Raw genomic sequence first — 16,719 nt, forward strand, 5'->3', positions numbered from 1 at the left:
TCCAAAATGAATAAATTCACATACAAAACAAACAAACTAATTACTTAGATGAATACATTAAGAATTTGGCTAATAGTTGGCTTGTACGTCTGTCAGCTAGGAGGAAGTCTATTCGCTCAGAAATTATCAGTTAATGAAGCAATTGAACAAATGTAGCTCAATTGGATTTAAGCGGAATAAAAACGGGTTTTCTGTTAAATAAGGGATTTCCTTGGTCTGATCAAATAAAGCCATTCACAGATCCAAATTTTGATAAACCTCGTGTTTTTAAGGCTCATTATTGGCGTACATTACAGAGAGGTCTATTAAAATCCGATATAAAGCAAAAGAAATCGTTTGTTGACTTAGACGCTGAGTTAGATGCTATCCAGACAAAGTCGCGAGAAACAGGCGTCATACCGATTGGTATTATTAATGTAACAGGGAATCAACTATCTAATAAAGAAATAAATGAAAATAAAATCCTTAAATCTCAGGGAAAGACTTCTTCAGATAAAACATACCGCCAAGTTCAGATATTAGCAGCCGCAGCACTGATCAGTAGTGTGTATAACAAACAGGTAACATTCATTTTTGACCCTCATTATGTATATGCAGATCAGACACAAGACCTTAATGACCTTGAAGTAGATTTTGGCGACGATAAAGGCTTTCAGAAGATAGATTGGAAACCTACCAAAAGCAGTAAAGTAACAATTACCTATTCTGGTGTAGGCGAAAAAATAGTAACCTTTCGATTTAATTCCCAAAAAGCAGGTACCTATGTTTGTCATTCTGTCTTTGAAGTCGCAATGGAAGAAATACCCACTCCTAGCCAGACCCTTGACATAACAGCCCCCAAGACAAAATTAGATAAGAGTGCAAATGGCCGAGTATCTATTCAACTAGCGGGTGGACAAGCTAACATTTACTTGGGTTGCGATGGGGTTTTCGATAAACCTGTCATCATTGTTGAAGGGTTTGATGGATCTAATGTTATGGATTTCAACTACCTACTACAAAGTAATAAATATGGCGCTAATGGCATCTTTTACAATCTACATCAGGCAGGCTATGATCGAGTAATCCTAAACTTCAATGACGGCGGTGACTATATACAAAACAATGCTCAAGTACTAAAAGAGTTGATAAACCGGGTCAACCAGCTTAAAAGCGGCACTACTCCTAACATTGTAATTGGGGAAAGTATGGGAGGATTAGTTGCTCGTATAGCTCTTAAAGAAATGGAGCGAGATGGACAACAACATCATGTCAGCCATTATATATCTTTCGATACCCCCCACCTGGGGGCAAATGTTCCATTAGGCTTGCAGTTTCTGGGTATTGATATTGATAGTATGGCTTTGGTAAATCTACTAAATTTATCTCCTTCCGATCTTCAACAACAGGTTACAAATGTATCGCGCCCTGCTGCTCGTCAAATGCTTCGGTATCACTATAATATGCCAGATGCTCAGCCTGACCTAGAATATTACAACTTACAGAATCAACTTCAAGCACTTGACTTTCCAACCCAATGTCGCAATATTGCTATACTAAACGGAAGTCGAAATGGCACAGGCTGGGGATTCAATCCAGGCTCTATGCTATTACAGTTTGATAATATTACGCTACTGGCTTCAACCTTCGTTCGTAGCCGTAGCCATAACATTGGCGGGAATACTCGAATTTCATCATTAACAACCTTACTGGTAGCATTGCCAACAACAGTACGAACTCATGATATTACCACTTCTAATCCTAATTTTGATGCCCTAGCTGGAGGTATTCTTCCTGGAGGAATCAGCAGCAAAATGCTTATTAGTGCATCTCAGCTTTTCATCAGTGCTATCTTTAATATAGGTTATAATAACGTTAGCGTACAAGACAATATTTGTTTTATTCCAAGCTTGAGTGCTATTAGCTATACAGGTCCACTTAGTAACCAATCCGACTGGCAGGTTAGTGTTAACAATGCTATTAGTCTAGGGCGCACTCCGTTTCAAGCCGTTTATGCGAATGACAATAATTCCTCTCATGTATTAACAGATTTTCAATATGGTAATGGTAATAGCTGGTCCCAACTATTTGCCAATGAATTTAACGTTAATTTTAATTACAGTTGTCCTACCGTACCACCTGCCAACTGGTCAGGGACTCAATTTGTATGCGCTGGAAGCTCATATCAGTACCTTGCTGGATTGTCTTATGAAAATAGTAATATTGCTTATACCTGGACAGTTAACCCTGGAAACTATACGCTTTCTGGTAATCCAGTAGACATTCGGTGGAACCTTAATCCTGGTGTTTACTATCTTACATGCAGCGCGAAGGACCAGACAAGCTCAGGCAACCCCAGCAATTCGAGCACAGGGACAATATATGTCCAAAATTGTTCAGGAGGTGGAAATGGGTGCACCCAAAGATTTGTCTCTATTGTATCACCAACCAACGGAAACACGTTCACAACTTCAACATTTCCTTTTTATTTCGATATTCAAACCAACACATGCGATCCTCAGGGGATTATGCAAATTCAGTATAACATTGTTGACCCTAATGGCAACTGGTTCTGGATTGGGTACGTTGACAATGCCTCTGCTGGTGGTTCATATCCATACACGCTAAAGGCAAACCAATGGACCAACTTTGTATCAAGCAATAATGCCTACCAAATTACACATCCAGGAACTTATATTCTTCAAGCTCGACTTTTTTCAAATTCAGGAGTCATTACTGATGCGCCCCCTGTTCCAATCAACATCGTTCAAACAGGCAGTGGTGGTAACCCTGGCTCTGGCGGTACTTATAATCAGTGCTTCGAAGCCGAAGCGAGTACTGTTACTGGAACTGGAACTATCAGTAACGATGCTAATGCATCTGGCGGACAATATGTAGGTGGATTTGGCAACCCTAGTGAATATCGCCAATTCAATGTCAACTCGATTCCTTCTAATGGCACATACACCTTAAAAATTCGGTATGCAACAGGAGAAAATCCAACAATTGGGATTGTTTTGAATGGCAATAGCACAAATCCACAGATAGTGTCGGCCCCTACTACCCAAAGCTGGGCAGGGAATTATAACGAAATTTCTACTTCTGTCAGCCTCAATCAGGGCAACAATACAATTCGTATTCAAGGAAATAGCCAAGGCTTTGTTTTAGACCGAATTTGCGTAGTTGGAGGTACTAGTAACGGCCGGGTAGCTAGCACTGAACCCTCATCAGAAATTTTATTATTCCCTAATCCAGCGGCATCGTCAGTTACAGTCCAACGCTATCTCAGTTCCGGACAATTAGCTGAATTAGCTATCATAGATGCATCGGGCCGAGAAACATACGTCCGAATGATAGTGGGCGAAGGCAACCTTCATCAGGAAGTTGTTGATGTACATAAATGGCCTAGCGGCACGTATGTTGTAAAACTACAAACAGATCAAGAAAGCACTGTCAAAAAATTAGTGATCAATCACTGAATCCCAAAGTTATGAAAGCATTTATGATCAAATACCTGCTTAGATTGGTATGTATTTTGGGTTGGTGTCTACTAATTGGTCTTACGGATGGATGCATTGTTCCTGCAACGACTAAAACGACTATTCAATGTGTTGTACAGGATTCGACAGGTCATGAAATAGCTGGATTACCGTTAGAACTAGAAGGTTCTACAGGAAGCCTATCCTTATTAAATGGAAGAAAAACAGTAGAGTCTTACAGCATCGTTACCGATCAAAACGGCAAGTTTACTCAAGAAGTACAGGATGCGTCAAGACAATATAACGTTTATGTGCCTGTTTCTACAGGGTATGTTATGGTGGGATGCCCAATAAACCAGCAAACCAACCAGCCAGAATGTGATCTGGTCAGTATTCCTCTACCACCAACCCCTGTCTGGCATACAATTATTGTAAGAAAACTTCATTGAATCCAAAACCATGAAAGCCTTTATGATTAAATACCTGCCTAGATTGGTAGGTATTTTGGGCTTGAGTTTACTAATCGGCTTAGCTAGCGGATGTTATGTCAACCTTCCTCCGGCTGCTGACACTCTTTTTACAGGTGTCGTCACCGATTCACTGGGAAATCCGTTACCAGATTTTACAGTACGTCTGGAAGGTACAGCCAAAGGTGGGTTATTCACTACGTCAAAAATTCCTGAACTTATACAATCCTACGAGCTAAAAACCGACCAGTTGGGAGCCTTTTTCCAATTATTGTCCTGGCGGGATAATATTGACTCCTATTCGATTTTACCTCCGTTTCCCAATCAGGTTTATCAACAAATAGGAGGCTTCTATGACTGTCCTTTACCTCTGGAAACAAACTGTCAACTCGCCAGACCAACCAACCCGCTCAGCTATACAGTTTCGGTAACCCTGCGCGTAAAATTTTACTAAAGAGCGAAAACTTCGCCCCTTTTCACTCTTTCACTCTTTCTGGATACAGCAGGTATTTCGCCCTTGTGAGCCTATAGGCGTTGAGTGCCGGTTGCCAGCTTTCCCGGATTTTGGCTTCGGATACGCCAGCGATGATCTGCTTGCGAAGCTGATCGGTACCCGCCAGCCGGTCGAAACCATTGTTAGCCAGAAAGAACTTCGTTTTATCGCTGGCCCGGTTATAGAAATCCAGCAGGTAATTCAGCATTAGTTCCTTTTTCGAAATGTTGGCGTTCGACAGGTCGAGACCGTAGCACAACTGACCTTCCAGCGGTGGATTTACAGCACCGGGTTTATCGACAGGCGTAAACGTATAAGGCCCATATTTGGTGTAGGGCGACCCAATCACCTGAAACTGCTTATCGGTTCCCCGTCCAACACTCACCACCGTTCCTTCAAAAAAACACAGCGACGGATACAGCAACACGGCCTGCTGATTGGGCAGGTTCGGCGACGGTTTTACGGGGAGCACATAGGGTGTTTGGTGTGTGTAGTTTTTGACGGGCACCACCGTAAGCTTACAGGTTTTACCACCGCCCAGCCAGCCTTCGCCATTGATCATGGTGGCCAGTTCGCCAACGGTTAGCCCATGCACTACCGGAATGGGATGCATACCGACGAAGGATTTGAATTTGGGGTCGAGCACAGGGCCGTCGATATAGTGCCCGTTCGGATTGGGGCGGTCCAGAATAATGAGCGGCTTGCCGGTTTCGGCGCAGGCTTCCATCACATAATGCATGGTGCTGATATAGGTATAGAAGCGAGTGCCCACATCCTGAATATCGAAAATAACAACATCGAGCGAGTCCATCTGAGCCGGAGTTGGCTTACTGTTCTTACCGTATAGCGACACAATGAAAACACCCGTACGCGGATCGCGGCTATTAGTGATTTTTTCGCCGTCGGTTGCCTCACCCCGAAAACCATGCTCGGGCGCAAAAATAGTTTTTACCAACACCCCCCGCGACAGCAAACTGTCGACCAGATGTGTTGTTCCAACGCGCGACGTATGATTAACAACCATACCTATCCGTTTGCCTTCAAGCGCAGGCAGGTACAGCGCCATTTGAGCAGCGCCCGTCTGGAGCGAAGCCGATGTTTTCTGAGTTGTTTGAGCCTGGCAAGCCACAAAGAGCAGACAGCAGGCAATAAAGAAGAGTTTATGTAACGTCATCATATCGTTTTGTAGTGCTTGGGACAAAACTCATCATTTTTAATGAACCTTAACCAACTATCGAGGGGCATTTGTTAGCAGAACCAATAAACACGCCAGTGCCGAATGGCCAATCAACTAATAACAAATAGGTATTGCTGGTAATTTTTTATGACAGATCAGCTACTTGTCCGTTAGATTTGCGTTGATATCAATACTCAACCTGTTACGCGAAACTGTGGCTTACTAATTTATCATAGATTCGTTTTCGAAACCCGTAACGGTCAGCCTGGTGCAGTCCTGATTCCCACTAACGACCATTCGGCGGAGAACCGCATACACCTTAAAACCGAATACCGTTTTGAACGTACCCATTTTTTTAGCCCGTAAAGTTCGCCATGCACCCGAAGGCAGTTTTTCGGCAACGGTTACCCGCGTTGGGGTGGTTAGTATTGCCCTGGGGCTAGCCATTCTGATTGTTGCTTTTGCTGTTCTGTTCGGGTTCAAAAACACAATTCAGCAAAAGATTTTTCTCTTTGGGGCTCACCTTCAGGTAGGCAAGTTTACGAATAACAATTCCTACCAGGAAACACCCTTAGCCCTGAACACGGCGGTATATCGCGACAGTACTGCCATTCCTGGCGTGAAACACATCCAGGCCGTAGCCCTGAAAGCAGGCATTCTGAAAACACCGGAAGAACTTACGGGCGTTCTTCTGAAAGGAGTAGGACGCGATTACGACTGGAATCTGTTTCGCGGCTCCATTGTATCGGGCACCGTGCCGACCGTTGGTGCCGACACCGGAAGCGGTTCTACCCAACTGCTCATCAGCCAGTATATGGCCAGCCAGCTCCGCGTAAAAGTTGGCGACAATGTACCGCTTTATTTTCTGGGCAATCCGCCCCGTGCCCGAAAAATGACCATTGTTGGCATTTATGAAACGGGGCTGGAAGAAGTGGATAAGACCATTGCGCTGGGCGATATCCGGCTGATTCAGCGACTCAACAAATGGGGTCCCGATTCGGTGGGGAGCTACGAAATTTTCGTCAACGATTTCAACCGGCTGAATGCAACAGCCAATAATGTCTTCGACGTCATGTCGCCCGATATGCGGCTGACACGCGTTACGGATCAATACCGTCCTCTCTTCGACTGGATGATATTACTCGATCGGAATATGGTCATTCTGCTGGCATTGATCACCTTTGTGGCCTCATTCAATATGGTATCGGTACTGCTTGTATTGATGATGGAACGAACGCCCATGATTGGTTTATTGAAAGCCCTTGGCGGCCCAGATCAGCTTATTCGCCGTATGTTTTTATTTGTTGGCTTAAATATGGTTGGCTGGGGCTTATTGATCGGCAACGTTGTTGGCCTGGGAATTTGCTACATTCAGGATCGTTTTAAATTAATCCCTCTTGATCCTAAAAACTACTTTATGAGTTTTGTGCCCATCACCTGGGACTGGCCCACAATTCTGGCCCTCAATGGTGCGGCCATACTGCTCATCGCACTCGTACTCTGGATTCCAACCTTTATCATCAATCGAATTCAGCCAGTAAAAGCCTTAGCCTTTAAGAAGTAGAACTCCTTTCTTATGGCGTTCCGCTCCTACGTATCACCTTATAAAGCAGTTGGTCATGGTCGTTCAAAATCCTAAATCCAGCCAGTCCGCTACTCCAGCCTTTAGCCATAAAATCCGTATTGTCACGGCGGCATCGCTTTTCGACGGACACGACGCAGCCATCAATCTGATGCGTCGGTTAATGCAGGCATCCGGCGCCGAAGTTATTCACCTGGGGCATAACCGATCGGTAGCCGAAATTGTCGACTGCGCCATCCAGGAAGATGTACAGGGTATTGCCCTGACGAGTTATCAGGGAGGGCATCTGGAATACTTCAAATACATGTATGACCTGCTCAACGAACGGGGGGCGGGCCATATAAAGATCTTTGGTGGTGGCGGTGGCACCATTCTTCCATCCGAAATTGAGGAGCTACATGCCTATGGTATTGCCCGTATCTACTCCCCCGACGATGGTCGGGCTATGGGCCTGCAGGGTATGATCGACGACCTGTTGCATCAATGTGATTTCAGCCCCCCTGCCCCCAAAGGGGGAGCCTTACTAACGCCCTATGATAGTCAAACTATTGCACAATACATCACACAGGCTGAATTAGGCCACCCGTTACCAATACCGCAAAAAGCCCCCAACGGAGGTATGGGGACCGTTCTGGGCGTAACAGGCACTGGCGGAGCGGGTAAGTCTTCGCTGGTCGATGAGTTGGTTTTACGCTTTTTGCGAACATTTCCCGATAAAACGCTGGCGATTATTTCCGTCGATCCCTCGAAGCGCAAAACGGGCGGAGCCCTCCTCGGCGACCGGATTCGGATGAATGCCATCAACTCGCCACGCGTATATATGCGGTCGCTGGCGACCCGCCAGTCGAATCTGGCTCTGAGCCGTCACGTTCAGAACGCCATCGACATCTGTAAAGCAGCCGGATTCGATCTGATTATTGTTGAAACCTCAGGCATCGGCCAGTCAGACACTGAAATCACCGAGCATGCCGACAAAACGCTCTATGTGATGACGGCAGAGTATGGAGCAGCAACGCAGTTGGAAAAGATCGACATGCTCGATTTCGCCGACATGATTGTCATTAACAAATTCGATAAACGGGGCTCACTGGATGCACTGCGCGATGTTCGGAAACAGTATCGACGCAACCATAACCTCTGGGAAACACCCGACGACGAATTACCAATCCTCGGAACCATTGCATCGCAATTCAACGATCCGGGCATGAATACGCTGTTTGGGTGGGTTCGTGCGGGGATGGCAGGGCATGATGGGGAGCGAAGAGGCCCCCTGCTCCCCCCGGCCGCCCCCGCAATCCCTGCACGAAGTATCCCCGCGCAAAGCTCTCCCACCATCATCCCCCCCGACCGGGTGCGCTATCTGGCCGAGATTGTGGAAGAGAGTCGCCGATACGACGCTTATGTTCAGGAGCAAACAGCATTGGCGCGACAACTTTATCAGCTTGACGGCGTCATAAAAGGCCCCCTAACCTCCAAAGAAGGCACTGCCGACGCGTCTGAAGCTTCTGCTTTGGAGGTTAGGGGGCTCCTGGAGGCTTTATACACTGATCTTGAAAAGGGCGTAAGTGCCGAGTGCCGTGCGCTGTTACAGCACTGGCCCGATATGCAGAAACGCTACACAGCCGAGTTTTATGAGTATAAAGTTCGGGATAAAATAATCCGGCAACCTTTGTATACTGAGACGCTGTCGCACCTGAAGATACCGAAAGTGAGTTTACCGAAGTATCATGATTGGGGTGATATATTGCACTGGCAGCTTACGGAGAATATACCCGGTGCGTTTCCGTATACGGCGGGTGTGTTCCCCTTAAAACGCGAAGGCGAAGATCCAACCCGAATGTTTGCGGGCGAAGGCGGCCCCGAACGAACCAACCGACGGTTCCACTATGTATCGAAAGGCTTACCTGCCAAACGACTTTCAACAGCCTTTGACTCGGTTACGCTTTATGGCGAAGACCCGGCAATGCGGCCCGACATATTCGGGAAAATCGGAAATTCAGGAGTCAGCGTTTGCACGCTCGATGACGCAAAAAAACTCTATTCTGGCTTCGACCTCTGCGATCCGGCTACGTCTGTCTCAATGACTATCAACGGGCCTGCCCCCATGCTCCTGGCTTTTTTCCTGAATGCCGCCATCGACCAGCAGTGTGAGAAATGGTTGCAGAATGCTTCGCGCGGGGAGAGCGGGGGCTTCGTGCGGGGGTTGCAGGGAATGGCGGGGAGCGAGCCCACCCCCTTCCCCCCCCTGCTATCCCCGCACGAAGCATCCCCGCGCTACAATGCTCCCCTTCCCGATGGCAACGACGGCCTGGGACTGAGGCTGTTGGGTATCACCGGCGATAAAGTGTTGCCTCAGGAAGTTTATGAACAAATTAAAGCCGATACACTGCGCCGGGTACGTGGAACGGTTCAGGCTGATATTCTGAAAGAAGATCAGGCGCAGAATACGTGCATTTTTTCTACTGAATTTGCCCTTCGCATGATGGGCGATATTCAGCAATATTTTACGGATAACCGGGTCCAGAATTTTTATTCCGTTTCGATTTCGGGGTATCATATTGCCGAAGCAGGTGCCAACCCAATCTCACAGTTGGCGTTCACGCTGTCGAACGGGTTCACGTTTGTCGAATACTACCTCAGCCGGGGTATGCATATCGACGATTTTGCTCCGAACCTGTCTTTTTTCTTTTCAAACGGTATGGACCCGGAATATACCGTGCTGGGCCGCGTTGCCCGGCGAATCTGGGCGAAGGCGATGAAACATAAATACAAAGCCAACGATCGGTCGCAGAAACTTAAATACCATATCCAGACATCGGGCCGGAGTCTGCATGCGCAGGAAATCGCCTTCAACGACATTCGAACAACGCTACAGGCACTTCTGGCCATTTACGATAACTGCAACTCGCTGCATACCAACGCCTACGACGAAGCCATTACTACGCCTACCGAAGAGTCGGTACGCCGGGCTATGGCCATTCAGCTAATCATTAACCGGGAATTTGGGCTAACCAAAAGCGAAAACCCACTTCAGGGCTCGTTTGTTGTTGAAGAACTAACCAACCTGGTCGAAGAAGCAGTCTATCAGGAGTTTCTGTCGCTTAGTGAGCGGGGCGGTGTGCTGGGCGCAATGGAACGAATGTATCAGCGCAGCAAGATTCAGGAAGAGTCGATGTATTATGAGACACTTAAACATAATGGTCAGCTCCCCCTGGTAGGTGTCAATACCTTCCTCGACCCGGCCGGATCGCCAACTACCCTGCCACATGAAGTGATTCGTTCGTCGGACGATGAAAAACGGTATGCGGTTAAATCCTGCCAGGATTTCCAGCACCACCATTACACCGAAGCCGAAACCGCCCTGGCCAATTTACAGGCAACGGCGCTGGCCAATGGCAATATTTTTGAAAGTTTGATGGAAGCGGCCAAAGTTTGTACCCTCGGACAATTGTCGAACGCACTCTATGCGGTGGGTGGCCAGTACCGACGAAATATGTAAACTACCTACCAACCATGTATTACAAAAAATACATACGAAATCGTTACTATCCATCCTTTTAAATAGTAACAAGTAATTTAGAATCTGAGTAAAGCCTGCTGATCGTATTTAAAATAGATGCGATTAACAGGCTTTTTGTTGCTTTATAATGTCACAATTACTAATATTAGGTATCCACGCTACTATACACTTGATATGATTAAAATTAACTTAACAACCGTCCTTTCATCCTTTTTTTTCTTTTTTTATCACAATCTTTCAGCCCAATTACAACTTACTTTCCCAACCAGCCGACTGGTTTTCCAGCGAAATCAAAATAATCAGGCCAGCATATGGGTCACGGGGCAATGCCCCGCCAATACGACACAGGTTAAAGCTCAGCTAACGGTACGGCAGGGAGGAACCGCTACCGGCTGGATCGTTCTCGACAGTCAGCCTGCTGGCGGAACATTTCAGGGGTCGTTTTCAGCCGTAACCGGCGGATGGTATGATCTGACGGTGAAAGCCTACGCTGGAAGTACCGAAATTGCTTCTACAACGATGGACCGCATTGGAGTTGGCGAAGTGTTCGTTACGGCTGGGCAATCTAATTCGTGGGGAACAAATTGTTATACCGGACAGGCCAGCGACGACCGCGTGTCTATTATCAATTACTGGACAGGCCAGCAAGGGCAATTTACAGAAAGCTCATTACCCTTTACCGTTAGCCACGCCGATCTAGCAACCGGAATTACTAACACAGGTATGTTTCCGGGTGCTTATTTATACGTCTGGGGCGCTCTGGGCGACCGGCTGGTTACTCAACTAGGCGTACCGACCATGTTCTACGGGGCGTCGTATCCGGCAACGAACTCCAAACATTGGGTTCATTCAGCGAATGGCGAAGAAGAGTGGGGAACACTTACGAAAAATATGCCCTACCGGGCCTTGGGAGCTACTATTCTGCATTACCTAAAACGCACCGGTGTTCGGGCCGTTTTATGGCACCAGGGCGAAGGCGATAACTACTATCAGACCTATGACGACTACGTGAACAACATTGGCACGGTGATCGACAAATCGCGTAGTCAATTAGGCTTTGGTACGCTTAGCTGGGTACTGTCGCGGGTCAGCTACATGCCAGCCGCCATAAGTAGCGAGTATGTAAATCATGAAACAGACCCGAATATTATTGCCGCTCAAAACACGCTGGCCGGAAATCTAAATAACTGGGCAGGCCCCGCCACCGATAGCATGATTTACCCCACCTATCGTAAAGGCGACTACTTTCATCTGCACTTCGACTCCGACGACTGCCCGGCGCTAACCGATGTATGGAATCAGGCCGTCTCGACAACCTATTTTAGCTCACGCGAACCTTCAGTTCCGAGCCGTTTGGTATTGCTCACAACAGGCTATGTTTTACCCTTCACAACAAGTGCCGGGCAAAGTGTTCAGGTTCCCTATTTTTCGCGGGTACCCACCCGTGCCGACAATCAGTACCAGGTCGATCTGTTAACCGAATCAGGATGCACGCTGGTAACACTTGCTACAGGCACAGGCAATCCGATTACGGTTACACTACCGAGCTGGGCCAACGGCCGTTATCGGTTTCGGGTAAAATCGACGTCGCCAGTCAACGTTGGCGAGTTCAGCGAACCGATCACCATCACTGGCTCTGGCAGTGGCCTTCCGAGTGTGTTCCCGCCTAACGAATTTAACTCGATTCAGAATGGCAACTGGAACAATGCGCAGGTATGGTCGTGCGGCTGGCTCCCTGGTCTGTCCGATAGCGTTAAGCTAAATCATACTATTACGATGCCAACCGGGTATCAGGGCCAGGCCGGAACGCTCCAGTTTAACAGTGGCTCAAAACTGATTTATCAGGCTGGTAGTTTGCTACGGTTGAAAGCGAATTAAGGCTCAGGAGTTCAATCTCTATGTAGCTTTGTATACAAATCTGGCCAACAGTAACAGAGGACTTACTTATAACAATTAACAATGCCGAACCAGACCGCCAGTGCAAGCATTGTTAATTGTTATAAAAAAGTCCTCTATCCGAACAATTTTATGCAGTCGTATCGTCAACAGAAGCGTCGGGCGCATTGCGCATCACCGAATCGATACCATTGTCGCGGCCGGCTTCGCTTTCATACATCTGGCTGCTTCCGATTACCTGCCCATTTCCAGCTTTCAGATTGAAAAAGAATTTACCGTTCGATGCAGTCTTTCGCTCGAAACGTCCTTCGTCGGCTGAGTTTTTACGAACCGATTCGATACCATTTTCGCAGCCTGCTTTGGCCGAATAACCTTCACTAGTCAGAATAACCTGACCGTTATCTGCTTTCAGATTGAACTGGAATTCTCCATTCGTTCTTGTCGAAATTACAAACTTGCCCATACGATAGATACGCTTTATTTTGTGCTATAAATTGTTTGCAGAGCAATAATACAAAGAACCCATAAAAGCACAACAATTAAATATATTTTAGTAACTTAATAGTTACTTATCCTATAGACTTAAAACTTTTACTCAAGAGACTTTTGCAAAAACCGTGGCACGATTCTCTCATTAGGCACAAGCTAACCCTGGTGCGTTATATGCTGGCACGTTTTTTTGCGAAAGCTGTGAACGAAAGTTGAATAGCTATTCTGTCAATTGCTCATAGGCTCGTAAATACAAATTACTCTGCAACGAAATCGATGTTTAGCCAGTTACCTTGCTGTATGGCAAACGTTTCGCTCGGTTCGCTGCTGGCCCGCGTTGGGCTCGATTGGTTTATTCTTGCTTTGCTGGCCATGATTGGTCTGGCTAAACTGTGGCCCCAGCCGGGTGTTCAGGAGGGCTTACTATCCTTATCATCACTGGCCAATTTTGGTGTTTCGGTGATCTTCTTTTTCTATGGGCTGCGGCTCAATTTCGACCAGCTTCGAACCGGACTTCGAAACTATCGGCTTCATCTGCTCATTCATAGTACAACATTCATTCTTTTTCCGGCCGTAGTACTCACCGCCCGTAGTTTGCTGATGACGCCCGAGACAGAACTGCTCTGGCTCGGCATTTTCTACGTAGCGGCCCTGCCCTCAACGGTTTCGTCGTCGGTAGTAATGGTTTCCATTGCGGGGGGAAACATACCAGCAGCGATCTTTAATGCCAGCATTTCCAGCCTGATTGGAGTATTTGTAACACCAATCTGGATGAGTTTTTTGCTAAGCAGTACCAACGGGCAATACGATCTGGCAGGTGTTATTGGCAAACTGACCATACAGGTGATTGTACCGGTATTGCTGGGGTTGTTGCTAAACCGGCGGTTAGGCTGGTTTGCCGAGCGAAACAAGACTTATCTGCGCTATTTCGATCAAACAACCATCCTGCTCATCGTTTACACTGCTTTTTGTGAGTCGTTTACCCGAAACCTGTTCGCCAGTCTTTCTACAATTGACCTGCTCTGGCTAGCGGGTTTATTACTCGGGCTTTTTTTTCTGATTTTTGGCTTTATCACGCTGATAAGCAAACTACTCCATTTCAATCGTGAAGACCGCGTTACGGCTTTGTTTTGCGGTTCCAAAAAGTCATTAATCCAGGGCAGTGTGATGGCAAACGTATTATTTTCAGCTTCTGTTGCCGGAGTAGCCCTGATGCCCATTATGATGTACCATGCGCTTCAGCTCATCGTTGCCAGCATTATTGCCCAGTCGATGCAGCGACGCCAACTCATGTCGAAAGCTGCTCAGGAACGATTCCGGGAGATTTAGCATCCAAAAACCGTCATTCGGCCAGAATACCCCATAGGCCCATTAAACGCTACCTGTCGATTTCCTTCTAAGAATCAGTAACGCACAAAAAAACACATACTGACATGAAAAAGACAATCATAGCCGCCCTCGCATTCTTCGCTCTTTCAACTGGTGCCACGTTCGCTCAACGCGCCTATTCGAAACCTTTCGACAATCGCGGTCCTCAATATGGCAACTCCCGCTACGACAGAGACCAGTTTCAGGACGACCTCAAAATCGACCGCATCGACGCCATCGTTGGCCTGTCGCGCCGTCAGGAAAAACAGTTACACAAAATCGAAGATAACTACGATCGCATCATGCAAACTTCCCGTATGACGCCCGATGGTCTTCGTCAGCTTAAACTCCGCAAACGTCAGGATATGCTCGCCGTATTGACTTCGGCCCAGCGCGATCGGTTATTCGCCAGCCAGCCTTATGGCAACCGCAATGCTCCTCTTGGCCGCAGAGGCTAATATATAGTCAGCGCTTCGTAGAATCGGGTTCCAGTGGGTTAAGGAATCGGATTACTAGCTAGCCAGACAACCAAAAGCAGTCCCGTTGGGTTGATTCGTCAACCTGATGGGGCTGCTTTTTTAGGAGTAGTCGTTATTTTTGACATCATTTGTCTTCGGTGTCATTGGGGGTTAGTCATTTGTTATTGGCCACAGAGGCACAGCGTACACAGAGTTTTTAGTCGGTTGTATGTATTCTCTGTGGCCAATAACAAATTAACCAAAAGACCAATGCCCAACCCCGATGACCAATTAACCAATGACCCATTGAGTGACTCATTAAGTTTTGATCGCCATGCCTTCGGGCCGGATTTCGTTTGGGGAACCGCTACGGCTGCCTATCAGATCGAAGGAGCCGTTGACCGCGATGGGCGTACCCCTTCGATCTGGGATACATTCAGCCGCCAGAAAGGCAAAATCAAAACTGGCGAAACGGCCGATATTGCCTGCGAATTCTACGACCGATATGAATCTGATTTGCGGCTACATAAAGAAATGGGATTCGATTCATTTCGGTTTTCGCTTTCCTGGTCGCGCATATTACCCGAAGGTACCGGGCCTGCGCTGGGTGGCCGCATCAACGAAGCCGGACTGGCTTTCTACGACCGGCTGATCGATCAGTGTCTGGCGCTTGGCATCACGCCCTGGATTACCCTCTACCACTGGGACTTACCGCAGGCGCTGGAAAACAAAGGTGGCTGGCCCAACCGCAACATTGTTCACTGGTTTTGTGAGTTTGTGGATATCTGCACGAAAGCATTTGGCCACAAAGTGAAGCACTGGATTATTCTGAATGAACCGCTGGCCTTTTCGGTATTGGGTTATTTCACGGGGCAACACGCACCTGGTCGCCGGAGCTTTCGGAATTTGCTGCCAGCCATTCATCACACTGCCCTTGCTCAGGCCGAAGGTGGCCGCGTTGTCCGGCAAAATGTAGCCGGAGCAAGGGTTGGCACTACCTTTTCCTGTTCGCCCATCGAGCCTTTTTCGGCATCGCCCCGCGACAAAGCAGCCGCAGCCCGCGTCGATGCGCTCATGAATCGGTTGTTCATCGAACCTTCTCTTGGCCTGGGCTACCCAACCGACGAGTTACCATTCCTTTCGGGCATTGGCAAAAAAGTAGCCAAACATAGCGATATGGAACGGCTCGCTTTCGATTTCGACTTCATCGGTCTGCAACACTATTTCCGGGCCGTAGTCGAACATTCGTATTTCATGCCCTACTTATGGGCGGCTCAGGTTTCGCCCCTCCGCCGGCAGGTGCCTATCATTACCGAAATGGGCTGGGAAGTCTATCCCGATAGTATGTTTCAGATTATTCGGCAGTTCGGGCAGTATGAAGGGGTCAAAAAAATATACATTACCGAAAGCGGAGCCGCTTTTTACGATATGGTGCAGAATGGTAAAGTAAACGATATGGCCCGGATGCACTATCACCAGGACTATCTCAATAGCGTTCTTCACGCCAAACGGGAAGGCTATCCGGTCGATGGCTATTTTGCCTGGACTTTTCTCGACAATTTCGAATGGGCCGAAGGCTACCGTCCTCGCTTTGGCCTGGTCTATGTTGATTTTCGAACGCAAAAACGGATCATAAAAGCCTCAGGTCGGTGGTTTCAGCAGTTGCTGACTAACAATTCAGCCGCTGTCCATGATTTAAGTCATATGGGCAACCGATTTTGCTAAGAACATATGTCTCAATCAGCCAGTTACTTTGCCATATAAACCAGACAGCTCATTCGGCCGAAGCCGCACCACGGTTTATGGGAGTT

At 47.4% G+C, this 16,719-nt stretch carries 11 protein-coding genes; 9 read left to right on the forward strand and 2 right to left on the reverse strand.

From position 1 onward, the window contains the following. Window positions 1–161 precede the first annotated feature (161 nt). The 3 genes from WBJ53_RS27145 to WBJ53_RS27155 are packed head-to-tail and all read left to right on the forward strand — an operon-like array spanning window position 162 to window position 4,379. A complete protein-coding gene (locus WBJ53_RS27145; protein ID WP_338872119.1) occupies window positions 162–3,458 on the forward strand; it encodes a T9SS type A sorting domain-containing protein in 3,297 nt (1,098 codons plus the stop codon). A gap of 11 nt (window positions 3,459–3,469) precedes the next feature. Beyond that, a complete protein-coding gene (locus tag WBJ53_RS27150; RefSeq protein WP_338872121.1) occupies window positions 3,470–3,907 on the forward strand; it encodes a hypothetical protein in 438 nt (145 codons plus the stop codon). Between the two features lie 10 nt (window positions 3,908–3,917). Next, window positions 3,918–4,379: a hypothetical protein gene (locus WBJ53_RS27155; protein ID WP_338872123.1), complete on the forward strand. Its 462-nt coding sequence runs from the start codon at window positions 3,918–3,920 to the stop codon at window positions 4,377–4,379. A 22-nt stretch (window positions 4,380–4,401) separates the two neighbouring features. On the opposite strand, the gene WBJ53_RS27160 is transcribed toward WBJ53_RS27155, so the two are convergent. Continuing rightward, window positions 4,402–5,595 carry a DUF1343 domain-containing protein gene (locus WBJ53_RS27160; protein WP_338872125.1) on the reverse strand — a complete coding sequence of 398 codons (1,194 nt, stop codon included), beginning with the start codon at window positions 5,593–5,595 and terminating at the stop codon, window positions 4,402–4,404. A gap of 337 nt (window positions 5,596–5,932) precedes the next feature. Here WBJ53_RS27160 and WBJ53_RS27165 point away from each other — a divergent pair, with 337 nt between their 5' ends. The 3 genes from WBJ53_RS27165 to WBJ53_RS27175 all read left to right on the forward strand — a co-directional run bounded on the left by WBJ53_RS27165 (window position 5,933) and on the right by WBJ53_RS27175 (window position 12,575). Continuing rightward, on the forward strand, window positions 5,933–7,159 hold the full coding sequence (locus WBJ53_RS27165) for an FtsX-like permease family protein (protein ID WP_338872127.1): 1,227 nt from the start codon (window positions 5,933–5,935) through the stop codon (window positions 7,157–7,159). A gap of 55 nt (window positions 7,160–7,214) precedes the next feature. Further along, window positions 7,215–10,676, forward strand: coding sequence for a methylmalonyl-CoA mutase family protein (locus WBJ53_RS27170; RefSeq protein ID WP_338872128.1), 3,462 nt, complete (start codon window positions 7,215–7,217; stop codon window positions 10,674–10,676). 195 nt (window positions 10,677–10,871) lie between these two features. Next, window positions 10,872–12,575 (forward strand): sialate O-acetylesterase, encoded by a 1,704-nt coding sequence (locus WBJ53_RS27175; protein ID WP_338872130.1) that lies wholly within the window; start codon window positions 10,872–10,874, stop codon window positions 12,573–12,575. A gap of 148 nt (window positions 12,576–12,723) precedes the next feature. Here WBJ53_RS27175 and WBJ53_RS27180 read toward each other — a convergent pair whose 3' ends face one another. Further along, window positions 12,724–13,056, reverse strand: a complete 333-nt coding sequence (locus WBJ53_RS27180) for a YegP family protein (protein WP_338872132.1) — start codon at window positions 13,054–13,056, stop codon at window positions 12,724–12,726. Between the two features lie 326 nt (window positions 13,057–13,382). Between WBJ53_RS27180 and WBJ53_RS27185 the strand changes: the two genes are divergently transcribed. From WBJ53_RS27185 to WBJ53_RS27195, 3 genes are all read left to right on the forward strand, one after another. After that, window positions 13,383–14,411 carry a bile acid:sodium symporter family protein gene (locus tag WBJ53_RS27185; protein WP_338872134.1) on the forward strand — a complete coding sequence of 343 codons (1,029 nt, stop codon included), beginning with the start codon at window positions 13,383–13,385 and terminating at the stop codon, window positions 14,409–14,411. A 104-nt stretch (window positions 14,412–14,515) separates the two neighbouring features. Further along, a complete protein-coding gene (locus WBJ53_RS27190) occupies window positions 14,516–14,908 on the forward strand; it encodes a hypothetical protein (RefSeq protein WP_338872136.1) in 393 nt (130 codons plus the stop codon). A gap of 270 nt (window positions 14,909–15,178) precedes the next feature. Then, window positions 15,179–16,633 (forward strand): GH1 family beta-glucosidase, encoded by a 1,455-nt coding sequence (locus tag WBJ53_RS27195; protein ID WP_338872138.1) that lies wholly within the window; start codon window positions 15,179–15,181, stop codon window positions 16,631–16,633. The last annotated feature ends 86 nt before the right edge of the window (window positions 16,634–16,719 follow it).

The sequence above is a fragment of the Spirosoma sp. SC4-14 genome (genome assembly GCF_037201965.1).
GTDB lineage: Bacteria > Bacteroidota > Bacteroidia > Cytophagales > Spirosomataceae > Spirosoma.

Bases quoted from the DNA above. Each gene is read 5' to 3' on its own strand.
- WBJ53_RS27175 (WP_338872130.1), top strand. From the start codon at position 10,872: ATGATTAAAATTAACTTAACAACCGTCCTTTCATCCTTTTTTTTCTTT.
- WBJ53_RS27160 (WP_338872125.1), bottom strand. From the start codon at position 5,595: ATGATGACGTTACATAAACTCTTCTTTATTGCCTGCTGTCTGCTCTTT.
- WBJ53_RS27150 (WP_338872121.1), top strand. From the start codon at position 3,470: ATGAAAGCATTTATGATCAAATACCTGCTTAGATTGGTATGTATTTTG.
- WBJ53_RS27190 (WP_338872136.1), top strand. From the start codon at position 14,516: ATGAAAAAGACAATCATAGCCGCCCTCGCATTCTTCGCTCTTTCAACT.
- WBJ53_RS27195 (WP_338872138.1), top strand. From the start codon at position 15,179: ATGCCCAACCCCGATGACCAATTAACCAATGACCCATTGAGTGACTCA.
- WBJ53_RS27155 (WP_338872123.1), top strand. From the start codon at position 3,918: ATGAAAGCCTTTATGATTAAATACCTGCCTAGATTGGTAGGTATTTTG.
- WBJ53_RS27185 (WP_338872134.1), top strand. From the start codon at position 13,383: ATGGCAAACGTTTCGCTCGGTTCGCTGCTGGCCCGCGTTGGGCTCGAT.
- WBJ53_RS27170 (WP_338872128.1), top strand. From the start codon at position 7,215: ATGGTCGTTCAAAATCCTAAATCCAGCCAGTCCGCTACTCCAGCCTTT.
- WBJ53_RS27180 (WP_338872132.1), bottom strand. From the start codon at position 13,056: ATGGGCAAGTTTGTAATTTCGACAAGAACGAATGGAGAATTCCAGTTC.